Origin of the sequence: Bacillus sp. AFS088145 (assembly GCF_002564465.1) — a bacterium.
Taxonomy (GTDB): Bacteria; Bacillota; Bacilli; order Bacillales; family Bacillaceae_G; genus Gottfriedia.
Map to the genome: position 1 here is coordinate 1 of NZ_NUUX01000023.1, position 13,589 is coordinate 13,589.

The 13,589-nt window shown below is 34.7% G+C and carries 12 protein-coding genes; all 12 read right to left on the reverse strand.

Translation table 11 applies throughout. The features are described from left to right. Nucleotides 1–30: 30 nt before the first annotated feature. Nucleotides 31–741 carry an N-acetylmuramoyl-L-alanine amidase CwlD gene (gene cwlD / locus COI44_RS15220; RefSeq protein ID WP_056467529.1) on the reverse strand — a complete coding sequence of 237 codons (711 nt, stop codon included), beginning with the start codon at nucleotides 739–741 and terminating at the stop codon, nucleotides 31–33. Nucleotides 742–799: 58 nt separating this feature from the next. Next, nucleotides 800–1,231 carry a DUF2521 family protein gene (locus COI44_RS15225; RefSeq protein ID WP_098428724.1) on the reverse strand — a complete coding sequence of 144 codons (432 nt, stop codon included), beginning with the start codon at nucleotides 1,229–1,231 and terminating at the stop codon, nucleotides 800–802. Nucleotides 1,232–1,464: 233 nt separating this feature from the next. Beyond that, a complete protein-coding gene (locus COI44_RS15230; protein WP_098428725.1) occupies nucleotides 1,465–2,733 on the reverse strand; it encodes a saccharopine dehydrogenase family protein in 1,269 nt (422 codons plus the stop codon). A 163-nt stretch (nucleotides 2,734–2,896) separates the two neighbouring features. Next, nucleotides 2,897–4,222, reverse strand: a complete 1,326-nt coding sequence (locus COI44_RS15235; protein WP_098428726.1) for a phage portal protein — start codon at nucleotides 4,220–4,222, stop codon at nucleotides 2,897–2,899. 217 nt (nucleotides 4,223–4,439) lie between these two features. Beyond that, on the reverse strand, nucleotides 4,440–5,372 hold the full coding sequence (locus tag COI44_RS15240; RefSeq protein WP_098428727.1) for a response regulator: 933 nt from the start codon (nucleotides 5,370–5,372) through the stop codon (nucleotides 4,440–4,442). Then, a complete protein-coding gene (locus COI44_RS15245) occupies nucleotides 5,369–6,622 on the reverse strand; it encodes an ATP-binding protein (RefSeq protein ID WP_098428756.1) in 1,254 nt (417 codons plus the stop codon). Before COI44_RS15245 ends, COI44_RS15240 begins: the two co-directional genes overlap by 4 nt. Nucleotides 6,623–6,796: 174 nt before the next feature. Continuing rightward, nucleotides 6,797–8,491: an NAD-dependent malic enzyme gene (locus COI44_RS15250; protein WP_142329268.1), complete on the reverse strand. Its 1,695-nt coding sequence runs from the start codon at nucleotides 8,489–8,491 to the stop codon at nucleotides 6,797–6,799. A gap of 226 nt (nucleotides 8,492–8,717) precedes the next feature. Beyond that, entirely contained in the window at nucleotides 8,718–10,154 is a 1,437-nt protein-coding gene (gene aspA / locus COI44_RS15255; RefSeq protein ID WP_098428729.1) for an aspartate ammonia-lyase, read from the reverse strand. Nucleotides 10,155–10,172: 18 nt separating this feature from the next. Further along, a complete protein-coding gene (locus tag COI44_RS15260) occupies nucleotides 10,173–11,444 on the reverse strand; it encodes a cation:dicarboxylate symporter family transporter (RefSeq protein WP_098428730.1) in 1,272 nt (423 codons plus the stop codon). Between the two features lie 382 nt (nucleotides 11,445–11,826). Next, nucleotides 11,827–12,219 (reverse strand): 30S ribosomal protein S9, encoded by a 393-nt coding sequence (gene rpsI, locus COI44_RS15270; protein WP_056467505.1) that lies wholly within the window; start codon nucleotides 12,217–12,219, stop codon nucleotides 11,827–11,829. A gap of 21 nt (nucleotides 12,220–12,240) precedes the next feature. Further along, a complete protein-coding gene (gene rplM, locus COI44_RS15275; protein WP_098428732.1) occupies nucleotides 12,241–12,678 on the reverse strand; it encodes a 50S ribosomal protein L13 in 438 nt (145 codons plus the stop codon). 157 nt (nucleotides 12,679–12,835) lie between these two features. Further along, a complete protein-coding gene (truA, locus tag COI44_RS15280) occupies nucleotides 12,836–13,579 on the reverse strand; it encodes a tRNA pseudouridine(38-40) synthase TruA (protein ID WP_098428733.1) in 744 nt (247 codons plus the stop codon). Between the last annotated feature and the right edge of the window lie 10 nt (nucleotides 13,580–13,589).

Below are 13,589 nucleotides of genomic sequence, written 5' to 3' on the forward strand. Positions count from 1 at the left end.
GCGAGCGTTTGCCAATAGTTGAAACACCGATTAATTCGGCGGTTCATTTTTATCTGTATAATATCTAATAACCCCTCTATATATAGCTGCAGCAAGTTTATCTTGATATTCTTCATCTCTTAACTGCTGACTTTCTTCATAATTTGATAAAAAGCCAACTTCTACAAGCGCACCTGGTACTTTGGCATATTTCATCAAATAAACATGATTAATAATTTTCGCTAATCGATGCGTATTATTTAGACTTTCTCTTAGCTCAGCTTGGACGTATTTTGCAAATCGCTCATTTTCAATTAATGAACCATAAAAGAATGTTTGTGCTCCTTTTGACGATGTTCTTGGTAAGGAGTTTAAATGAATTGATATGTATAGGTCTGCGTTCGATCCATTAATAATTTCTACCCTTTTCCTTAAATCCACGCTTTTTCTTCTACTATATCCTTTCATTCCATCCTCTGCTAAATCGTAATCTCCATCTCTTGTCATAATAACCGTTGCTCCTTGACCTTGTAAATAATCCCTCAGTTTGTTTGTTATTGATAGTGCCACAACTTTTTCAATAACATCTCCACCTGAAGCACCTCCATCTGGTCCACCATGCCCAGCATCCAAAACAATCACTTTTCCATCTAGAGGTAGTCCTCTAAAATTCCAGGTCTTTGAAGTTTTTTGTAATAAAGGTATACTCAAAATCAAAAAAACAAAGGTTACAATGATAACGATTAAATGCCATCTTTTCATTTTTTCTCCCCCTGATTGTCCTATAAAAAATATATGGGACAACTAGGAAGAATATGACTTACTTTGATAAACGAAGTCTGTGTCTTCTTTCTCCTTTTACATATCCATCTAACCACCAATTATTTAAAAAAGATTTACATCGGTCAAACGGTTCTGTTTGTATATCATCCTTACGGCCAAATACAGAAGAATAAAATAAATAAGCTAACCATTCAGATTCTTTAGCTGATCTTCTTATAACATTCTCGATTGGTTCGCCATAATAACCAAATCGGCTATATCTTGCACCTAATAAGTATGTCTCTACCGCTAACTCAAAACAGTAATCTTCTCGCGCTTTTCTTTGGTTAATGTCTGCATCTATACAGTAGGAAAACGAATCCTTTAATTGGGCTTTTAATTGCATGATTTTTAGTTCTTTTAATAAGCTCTTTTCAAATTTAATTTGCTTTGCTCTTCTTTTTTCTCGGAAATTTGTTATAAGATTCATGATGAAACCTCCCCGTAGCCATAGTCTAAGACGAAAAGGGGTGCTTCATTCAAAAACTACATACTTAATTTCTTCCATAAAAAAATAATAATTTTCATAAAAAACACTGATTTTAAAAATTGTATTAATTTTGAATTTAAAATGCATTTTTTTAAGACTTATAAAGGTCTACTATTTCTTAAATAATAAAAAAGAGAGGTCTCAAAAACACTTCCTCCCCTCTTTTCAAATTTTTAATTATTGAATGATTTCATTCTTTGTAAAAGTAATCCGTCACTTTTTTCATTTACTCCATATACAAACTGAGGCATATGATATTTTAAATACTGTCCATATTTACTATTTGTATTTAATACTAATTCATCAACAAAGTAGGCACCTTTTACTACAGTATCCAAAAATAAACTTGCAACCCCTGCATAAACTCCACACGCGACCTGAAGATAGGTTGCATTTGTACCGTAATTAGCGAATGAATCTTTATTGTTCATAACATTGTAGATATAGCGCTCTTTATCTTCGTACACAAGTAAAACTCCAACTACGTCCTCTCCTACCAATGGAGCTGTTGAAGGATCTAGAAGCTTTTTATCAAAACCCAATATTTCGTCAGTGTTTTTTAAATTATTTCTAATTAGATTTGTTGTATGCTCATTAACACGATACACAAAACCACTTTCTAAGTTGAACAATTTGCCAATAATAAATACTTCTTCATGTGGCATAAGACAACCATAAAAGACTTTTTCCCCCAAGGTTACTTTAAATTCAACAGAATAAACATCATCATACAAGAAAATTGGAATATTTTGTTTAACAAACATAGGAAAGCTTGTGACTGCCTCTTCTAGGAAGCAATCTGGGGACCAGGTGGTGTAAATTGTTTCTTTTTGAGCTATTGAAGGGTTTTCATAAAAAGAATTATCATGTTCAACAATGTAACATGCAAGAGGTTTTTCGGAAGGGAATTGGTTCATTAAATCGATGGCCATCCATTGTACAATACCTGGATTCATCCCTGAACCAATAATTGCTGTAGTATTTTTAAACTTTCGTTTATTTTCCTCGAAGATACGTAAACGTTCTTTAAGTGGGAACCCGGAACTAATACTTTCATCTCCATCAACTATTTCACTTTCTAAAGCTGTGTTAACATACTTCACACCAAACTCATTACAGCAGCGCAACATTTCAACAGAATCTGCTCTAGAAACATCGACTACAATAACTGTATTACTCTCTATGAGATGTTTTTTCATTAAATCAATATTATTAACATTCATTTCATGAAACGTAACGTTTTCTATAAGGTTAGGAATAATCCTTTCAAAATAAGGTAAATCTTTCTGTTTCAAATCAACTAAATGAAACCTGGCATTTTTCATTATCTGATGAATTGGATCATTTGGATCCTTTGCCGCTTTATTAAATATAGAAAGTACTGCCTTTGCCACTCCGCCAGAACTACCTAATAGGGTAATAATCGCATCTTTTTCAAACATATAAACAACTCCATAAATTGGTTTAATATTAGCTTTTACTTTACTATATGAACCAATGGAAAAAGTGTTCGGACAAGTATCCTGTCTATCTAACCTATGCTAACTTTCTAATTGAAAAAAAAAAGCCTAACTAATAATTAGTTAATAGCTCTATTTTATCTAATTAATTATTTTTTTCGTCTGTTTCTGGTTTTTCTAAAAGTTTCTTCTGTTCTTCCATACAAAATTCTTTAAATCGTTTACATTCAGCAATACACTCTTGTCTGCATTTTTCAATTTCTTCTTCACGTTTCTTTTCTCTTTCAACACGTAACTCAAATTCTCTATCTCTTTCTTTCTGATCGATTGGAGCCGTATCAGTTTTTAGAAGTGGAACATCTCCTCTTTGAATTGGTCCGATTCCCATTAAGGAACGCCATTCGTTAGGAGTTAAGGAAGCTCGTTCTACCATAATTGAAAATGCTAATTTTGTTGCAATTGATGCAAATTCTAAGTTAGATGCTTCAAAAACGATCCGATTACCATTTTTTCGTTCCGCTGGAGTGAAGAATTTACGTGTAAATTCATTATTCAGCTGGATGACTAAAGGATTAATTACGGCTTCATTATACGCATACCATTGATCCTCATTAAATGTACTTTGAACGATGTTTTCGTTCGTATTAAAAAAACTATAGATTCTTTTGATTGCATCACTTGTTCTTTGTGCTTCTGGAGCATAATTACTTGTAGGTACTTGTTGTAAAGTGTAAGTTGGCTCTGAAAAACCTGCTTTTACACCATCTCCTGTATATTTCATATAATTGTTTACAAATTCATTCGTATTCTTGATCATATCATCTTGATCTAGTACTTCCTTAAAGTTTAATAACCAATTCATAAAACGATTGTTACTTACATTATTGACGATACTGTCATCTACCGAATCAATCACTTCTAATAAAGGAAGTAAAGGATCATATGGGGGCGTTCCAAATAGATCATTACTATTAAAATCTTGTCTTAAATGAATGATATCGCTATATGGTAAAATTAGTACATTTTTGGTTTTGAATGTGAATTTTAAAAAGATCAAACCTTGATTATTTTCGAGCACTTCAACTTTCGTACAAGGAATAGGAAAAATGGCGGTAGGATAACCAAAATCATTTCGCTTTATAAATGCAAACGCATTACTGTTTAGGTCAAGCTGGGTTACCATTTTCTCTAAAAGTAATTGCCTAGACATAAATGGATTTGGTTCTTGCAGTACATTATAAACCCATGGATCAGGATTAATCTTGCATTCTCTATTGTTTTCTCTAACATGCGTTACTTTTAGTTTTCCAATTGCATTAGCTTTAGGTCTAATACATGCCCTAATCACATCATTCTTAAATAATGTATCACCTAATGTTAATTGGCCATCTCCTTCATCATTTAATAATTCAAAAGAACTAGTGCTTGATTGGAAATTCATTTTGCCCATTATCCAGTCGATTAAGCCCAATGTACATCACCCCTAACGTAGATGGCCATAGGTATAATTTATTAAGGTATATTATTTTATTCTTTTAAAACTCTTCTATGCTACAATTTGAGAATGAATTATTAGAATTTTTTAATTTTTGTCATTTTAAAATATGAGTATACTATTTAGTTTATTCCAGAAAGTAATCTCATACGAAAAGGCCCTCACCAAAAGCGCTTGAGGGCCTACTCATATTTTAATATCGTTCAACTAAAAGCTGTTTCGATTCAAAGTATAAAACTTGTATAAATTTCTTTGCATTAATGCGAGTATGTGTTGATGAAGTCAAGGATACTTGCTTCAATTCACTCATTCTTTGACGAACTGTTTCAAAATCAAAAAACTTTGAAGCATAATTTTCAAATTTAGGGTTCGCAAAATCTGTTAGTCCTATTGATGCCATATGGTTTAATGATTGATAAATTGCTCTACGAACTCGTTGTTCTGATGATTTCCTTTCCCGCTCAACATCTTCTTGAGAGTTTACAATCCCTAGCTTTTTCAAACTGATATGTGTGTATATATCCTTTAATGTAGGAAATCCTGCCTCTAAACCAAAATTCGTTTCATATTCATATAGGTAATTGAGCATATCAAGCAAGTCTTTGCTCCCATTTTCTCCAGCTATGCCAAGTTCTGATAATAGAACCTGTCCCCAATCCGTTATTTTCTTTTTATCAGACACTGGATTATGTTGCTTGATTGAATTTACATCAAAAACATTACTTAATGATTTTTGAATATCAAGAATCGATCGCTCTAGTCGAATTCGCTCTAAGACCTTTCTGACGACCGATATCACTTCAATTTTGTTCAATGGCTTAGTAATGTAATATTCAATACCGAGAGAATAAGCTTCTCCTATTAATTCTTTAGACTCCACTTGAGAAATCATAATAATTTTTCCTTTGAATGAAGATCCCATTCTCCGTATTGTTTCTATACCGTCCTGAAGAGGCATTAATAAATCGATAAATAATATATCAACATGATTTATTTCAAGCGTATTTGTATCTAAAAAAAAGCCGTCTTCCGCCTCACCAACAACTTCACCTAACTCTTCATCCTCTATGATTTGTGATAACATCGATCGAAAGACTTCATCATCATCTGTGATATAAAAATTCATAAATTCATCCTTTCTAAGACGAGAGCTCCGATTGGTAGTCGGATCGTAAAAATACATTCACTCTCTTTTTGATTGAGAATAACTTCTCCTCCAAGTTCTTCTGCCATTTCTTTGATATAGGATAAACCGATTCCTGTAGATGGGGTTCCATCATCGCTATACTTAGAAGTAAACCCAGGTTTAAAAATAAGCTTCATATTTTTTGAAGGAACTCCAGGTCCATTATCAATAACCTTACATTCAATCCAATCTTCAACTCTTTCTATTGATAAGAGAATCGTCCCTTTATGCTCTATAGCTTCAACTGCGTTCGCAACTAAGTTATTAATGAATGATAGCATTAGATAGATATGATAGTGCGGATGTTGTCCCTTTATTTCGGACATAAACTCAATATTCTTTCCTAGCATGCCTGCATATTTTTGATTAATTCGGATAACCATTGTCACTAAATCATTTACACTCATATATTCAGGCAAACTTTCACTTGTAATTAGTTTAGAAAGTCCAGCAAAAATTCTTTGGTTATCCTTTTTTATTTCATGTACCTCTCCTGCAATTCTTAAAGATTTGCTCCCCCATTTTTCAATTGGAACTCCTAAATCCTGTTTGTACTTACTCATGTCTCGATATAAATTGTAGGATTCTTTTGTTATTGTTTCGGCATTTTGTAATGTCTTTTTCAAATAAACAGACTCTACATACAAATTGGATAAATGCATAAGCATATTTTCATTTTCTTTACGAGTTTGTGATTCCTTCAGTTTTAGCTCGTAAAGTTTCATCATATTGATAAACGCTAATACAAAGAAGCTTCTAAACACTGCAATAATAATAATTTTGTTTAACTCTTCAACTGTAAGTGAAGAACCCATTCCATATAGTTGAAGGATTAATTCGATTAAACTAGATGTGATTTCAATCGTAATACCGAAGATTCCTATTAGTAAAGGATGCTGAAACCGATTCACCTTCAGTAAATAAAATAAAACGGAATATGAAAAATAATATAAGAAAGTAGGAAATCTAACCGAAAAAGATGAAGCAAGATTAAAATCGGTCAATATTAACCAATCTAGTCCAACACGGAATACAGAGACAGATATGCCTATTAAAAGCCCTATTAAAACTGAATGATATTTCTTAAAATACAATAAAGAAAAGAAAAAAATTGGGGTTCCAAAACTAACGCGAAATATATTATCAAAAGGATGAAAGTTCAGTTCACCCGCTATTGGAACTATAACCATAAGTGCAATAACAATCCAGAAATCTTTCCCTTGCAGTCCTTTAGATTTCAATTCCACCACTTCCTGATTTTTGCTACTAGTATATCGCCTTGTTGTTATTAACACAATGATCCTCCATACTACTAAATTTCATAAGAAAATACAGCTTGATCATACAAGCTGTATTTTTTATTTTTATATAGTGACCAATTCTTTTGTAGCTTTAATCGGTCGATATGCAGGCTCCCACATTGCGTTTCGTACTGCTTGTTCAATATCGTCGTGTACAACTCGAGCTACTCCATCAGCAACTGCTGCTTTAACTACTTCAATCGCAACTACTTCAGAAATAGTTCGTAGATTCTCGATTTGAGGAAGTAAAGGTGCACCTAATTTACTTACATCAATCATTTCCGCTACAGCTTCTGCCGCCGCTGCAAACATTCCATCAGTAATAATACTAGCGCGTGAAACATTTGTTCCAAGTCCTAAGCCTGGGAAAATAAGCGCGTTATTTGATTGACCAATTACATAAACCGTTTTGTTAAATGTTACTGGAGCAAAAGGACTTCCTGTTGCTACCAATGCTCTTCCTTCAGTCCACTTGATTAAATCAGAAGGTTTTGCTTCTGCAAGTGGTGTAGGATTTGACATCGGTAAAATTACAGGTCTTTCAACATGTGCTGCCATATCTTTTACAATCTCTTCTGTGAAAGCACCGGCAACAGTTGAAGTACCAATTAAGATCGTAGGATGAACTTGGCTTACAACTTCTGCTAGGCTTGCACCTGAGTTATTTTCCTCGATTGGGCGTGCATACGGTTGTTGGAAGTCGAACAACCCTTCCATATCCTCTGCAAGCAATCCATTTCGGTCAATACACCAAAATCTGCGGTTTGCTAATTCGAATGAAAGGCCTTCACGTACCATTGCATCACGTACTTGATCTGCGATCCCAATACCAGCCGCTCCTGCACCGAATACAACTACACGATGTTCACTTAAAGGAATACCAGATGCATTCACTGCTGCTAACACAGCGGCAAGTGATACTGCTCCTGTGCCTTGAATATCATCATTGAAAGTACAAACATGGTGACGATATTTATCTAATATGTTTCGTGCATTTTTAGAGCTGAAATCCTCCCAATGAAGTAAAGCATTTGGGAATTTTTCAACAGCAGTTGTTACAAACTTATCAATGAACGCATCATATCGACTATCGCGTACGCGAGGATGACGGTTTCCAACATAAAATGGATTATTTAGTAGCTCTTCACGATCAGTACCAACATCTAAAACGACTGGCAATACACGTGCTGGATCAATACCTGCCGCAGCTGTATATACCGCTAATTTGCCGATTGCGATATTAATACCTCCAACTCCCCAGTCACCAATTCCTAATATTCCTTCACCGTCAGTAATAACGATTAAATCAATTTCATCTGCATTTGCACCATAATGATCAAATGCTTGTTCAATACCATCTTCTTCATTAATAGAAAGATACAAACCACGTGGTCTTCTATATTCATTACTATAACGTTGAATTGCTAAACCAACTGTTGGTGTATAAACAACTGGAAGCATTTCAGGTAAGTGATCTGTTAGTACTCGATAAAATAATGTTTCATTACGATCATGTAAAGCTGATAATGCAACATTTTTATGCAAATCAGTAGGTTGTGACGAGAATTGCGCGTAAGCTCGTTTAGCTTGCTCCTCCAGCGTCAGTACAGCTGGCGGTAATAATCCTGTTAAACCTAATTCTTTTCGTTCCTCTTGAGTAAATGCAACTCCTTTATTAAGCATTGGTACACCTAATAATTCGGCACCTCGCAAGGTAGTCTCCACTTCTCCATTCGAACCTACCTTGAATTTATGCATATAATCCCATCCCTTTTCTATCTTTTTATTTTTATCTTTTTTAGTTAAGCAAAAAAGGGCTTTTCGCCCTTACTTTGTAATAATTAATTATCAGACTGATTGAAAACGAATTTTCTTTCAATGTACATGGCCCGATGCGGCGCTAAAGTTACATACATGGCGGTATAAGCACCGCAAACAGGCTAAGCAACATAGAAAGTGAGCTTTTATCAGCAGACTGACTGTTTTATTGACGTTCTAAAAGAACTGCACCAGCAATACCAGGGTGAGTCATTTCAAATGGATCTAAAATTAAATCAAGCTCTTCTTCAGATAATACGTCATATTTTAGGCAAAGTTCACGAATTGGCTTTCCTGTTAAAATTGCTTCTCTTGCTATTCTCGCAGCAACTTCATAACCGATATGTGGATTAACCGCTGTGATTAAACCAACGCTCTTTTCTACATATTCTTTCATTCTGTCTTCATTTGCTTCAATTCCTTTTAAACAATTATCAGTAAATGCACGGAATCCATTATTCATAATGTTAATTGATTGAAGTAAATTAAATACAAGAACTGGCTCCATAACGTTTAATTCTAATTGTCCCGCTTCAGAAGCTAAACAAATTGTATGATCATTACCGATTACTTGGAATGCAATTTGGTTAATTACTTCAGCCATTACAGGATTTACTTTTCCTGGCATAATAGATGAACCCGGTTGACGCGCTGGTAATGAAATTTCCCCAAGACCTGCACGAGGACCAGAAGCCATTAAACGTAAATCGTTTGCAATTTTAGACATATTCATCATACAAACTTTAAGAGCACCAGATACCTCTGTGTAAGCATCAGTATTTTGAGTAGCATCAACAAGATGCTCAGCTCCAACAAGTGATAAGCCGCTTATATCAGCAAGTTGCTTAACAACTAGTTCAATATAGCGTGGATCTGCATTTAAGCCTGTTCCAACCGCTGTAGCTCCCATATTTACTTCATATAAGTGCTGACGAGATTGTTCGATACGTTTTATATCACGACCAAGTACTCGAGAATATGCTTCGAATTCTTGTCCTAAACGAATTGGTACTGCATCCTGTAAGTGAGTACGGCCCATTTTAATTACATGGTCAAATTCTTTTGCCTTTAAGTCAAATACATCACGCATATAATTCATTGTGTTTAATAATTTATCTAACATATTTAAAGTCGCGATATGAATTGCAGTTGGGAATGCATCATTTGTAGACTGCGACATATTTACATGAGTATTTGGACTAATGCAGAAATAGTCACCTTTTTCTTTACCTAGTATTTCAAGCGCACGATTTGCAATAACTTCATTTGCATTCATATTCATTGATGTCCCTGCGCCACCTTGAATCGGATCAACAATGAACTGATCATGCCATTTGCCCTCAATAATTTCTTGAGCTGCCTCTGCAATCGCTTTACCATTTCCCTCATAAAGGCGTTTTGTTTCTACGTTAGCAAGTGCTGCTGCCTTCTTTACAATCGCTAAAGCTTTAATAAGTTCTTCGTGAATTTTATAACCAGTAATAGGAAAATTCTCAACTGCGCGTAATGTTTGGACACCATAGTAGGCATCTGCTGGAATTTCTTTTTCCCCTAAAAAATCTTTTTCAATGCGTATGTTTGGTTTAATTTCAGTAGCCGCCATTTGTTTTTTCTCCCATCTTTACGCAACTTTTGATTCCTTAATAGAATCAATATATTGTTGCGCCTTCTCTTTATCGAATTCGCCTTCCCATTTCGCCATCGTAATGGCTGCTAAAGAGTTTCCTAATACATTTACTGCAGAACGAACCATATCTAAAATACGATCAATACCTGCAATTAATGCGATACCTTCTAAAGGTAATCCCATTGAACCTAGTGTAGCCAGTACAACTACGAACGATGCACCAGGGACACCAGCCATACCCTTTGATGTAAGCATTAATACAAATAATAATGTTACCTGCTCCATAAATGACATGTGAATATTGTACATCTGAGCAACAAATAATGCAGCAAGCGCTTGGTAAATCGCTGAACCCGTTAAGTTAAACGAGTACCCTGTCGGTATAACAAAAGAAACTATTGCTTTTGGACAACCCATCTCTTCCATTTTTTTCATAATGTTTGGAAGTACTGCTTCAGAACTTGCTGTTGTAAATGACAGAATTAGTTCTTCCTTTAAGATCTTCATAAGTGTAAAAATATTCGTCCCTGTCATTTTAGCATTAATACCTAAAATAACAATAGCAAAAAATGCCACAGTTATATAAACAGCTAAAACAAGTTTACCAAGTGGTAATAAAGTACTTACACCAAATTTTGCAACTGTTACAGCAATCAATGCGAAAACCCCAAACGGAGCAGTTTTCATAACTTGATTTGTAACCCAAAACATCGCTTCTAATACGCCTTCAAAAAATCCAAGAACTGGCTTTCCTTTATCTCCTATCGCTGCTACTCCTAAACCAAATAGAACAGAGAAGAAAATAATCGGTAATAAATCACCTTGTGCCATTGATTCAAACACATTTTTCGGGAAAATATGAACAATTGTTTCTGCAAAACCACTTTGTTGTGTTGCAGTTGCTGTTTGTTCATATGCTGAAATATCACCTTTTTGCAGATGACTCATATCTACGCCTTTACCTGGGTGGAATAAATTCGCTGCAAGTAATCCAATTCCAAGCGCAATCGTCGTAATGATTTCAAAATAAAGAAGTGTTTTCCCACCAAGTTTTCCTAGCTTCTTTATATCCCCTACACCTGCTACAGCTACTACAAGAGCTGAAATGACAATTGGCATAACGATCATTTTAATTAAATGAATAAAGATATCACCAATCGGTTGAATATAAGATATTGCCTTTTCATTTCCGTATACTAAAGCTCCTACAACAATACCTAATATAAGAGCAACAAAGATTTGCGTAGCTAATCCAAATTTCTTCATATAAATCCCCCTTGTTAACGCTTTCAAATATATAAATGAAATACTAAACTAATTCTATATGCAAACCTACAAAACAATACAAAAACCTACAAACACTTTTAAAATAATTATAAAAAATTTCAAAAACGCTAAATGGTCGAACGGATTGAACAGGAATAGGTCAAAAGAAAAAGTAGCTCGTGTAATAAAGCCCCTTCATTTTGAAAAAATATCAGACAGACAAAAATTAAAAAGTCTGTCCATAATCAAAGGAAAGTTAGGAAAAAGCAGTATAGAAGGGGAAGAATTGAAAATAGCGGAATTTACGCACGATGAAATAAACCTAAAAATAAAAAACTCCTGTCCACAAAGTGGAGAGGAGTTTTGAACGTATAAATAAAAATTAACGTTTTGAGAACTGAGGAGCTCTACGTGCACCTTTAAGACCGTATTTTTTACGCTCTTTCATACGTGCATCACGAGTTAATAATCCAGCGCGTTTTAAAGTTCCGCGGTATTCAGGATCAACTTGTAATAATGCTCTTGAGATACCGTGACGAATTGCACCAGCTTGACCAGTGTATCCACCACCGTTAACGTTTACTAAGATATCATAGCTACCTAATGTTTCAGTTGCAACAAGTGGTTGTTTAACAACTTCTCTTAATGCAGCGAATGGGATGTAATCTTCAAAATCACGACCGTTAATGATAACGCGTCCTTCGCCAGGAACTAAACGTACACGAGCTACTGAGCTTTTACGACGTCCTGTGCCATAGTATTGTACTTGTGCCATGTGAATGCCCTCCTTTTATAATTATCCGCGAAGTTCGAAAACTTCTGGTTTTTGTGCTTGGTGTGGATGCTCGTTACCAGCATACACGTGTAACTTTTTAATTTGAGCACGTCCAAGACGTCCTTTTGGAAGCATACCTTTAACAGCTAACTCAAGCATTTTAACTGGGTAGTTAGTACGCATTTCTAAAGCTGTACGCTCTTTTAAACCACCAGCATACATTGTATGACGGTAGTAAATTTTATCGTTTAATTTGTTTCCTGTTAAATGAACTTTCTCAGCATTGATGATGATTACGTTATCACCTGTATCAACGTGTGGTGTGAAAGTTGGTTTGTGCTTACCGCGAAGTAAAGTAGCTACTTCAGTTGCAAGACGACCTAAAGTTTTTCCTTCAGCGTCTACAACGAACCACTTACGTTCAACTTCGCTAGCTTTTGCCATATAAGTTGTGCGCATTCTATTTTCCTCCTAATACAATATACATAAAGTAAAATTGTTTTTATTGTTTATCTTTAACACGACTGGTTCCGGGGCTAATCGTGGTTCTTAAAACAATACCGTATTTAATATTAAACTTTATACCTTCTAATGTCAAGCAAATGTTACACCAGGATTAGTTGTTATAATCAACTTTCCATAAAAACAGCCCATTAGGCGGTGAAGTCTTGCCAGCCTTGGCTCGATCACGTGCTAATAATGCGTTTTTAACACTTTCTACATCACGCTTTCCTTGCCCTACTTCAATTAATGTTCCAACAATTATTCTTACCATATTATAAAGAAAACCATTTCCTTCAAGAGCGATGACAAGCCCCTGATCTGTTTTATTAATACTTCCTTTATAAATCGTTCGTACTTTGTCCTTAATATCCGTATTTGATGCACAAAAGGAACTAAAATCATGTGTACCTAGTAAGCAATCTAATGCTTCTTGCATTTTAACAATATTTAGATCAAAAGGGAAAAAATAATGATGATTTCTAGAAAAAACATTTTCGTCTTTTTCATTCCAAATAAAATAACGGTATTCTTTCCGAACGACGTCAAATCTAGAATGAAAATTATCATCGACAATCTCTACATTTCTGACATTAATATCTTTAGGCAATTGTGCATTTAATGCTCTCTTCCATTGCTCTGGTTGAAGCGCATATTCACTATCAAAATGAATTACTTGTCCTACTGCGTGTACCCCTGTATCTGTCCTACCAGATGCATGAATTCTTATTGGATTACCTTTGTGCATTTTAGTTAGAACCTTCTCAAAATCTGTTTGAACTGTTCTCTGATTAGGTTGAACTTGGTATCCATTAAATAGTGTGCCATCATATGAAATTATACATTTAATTCGATTCATAACTTATCTC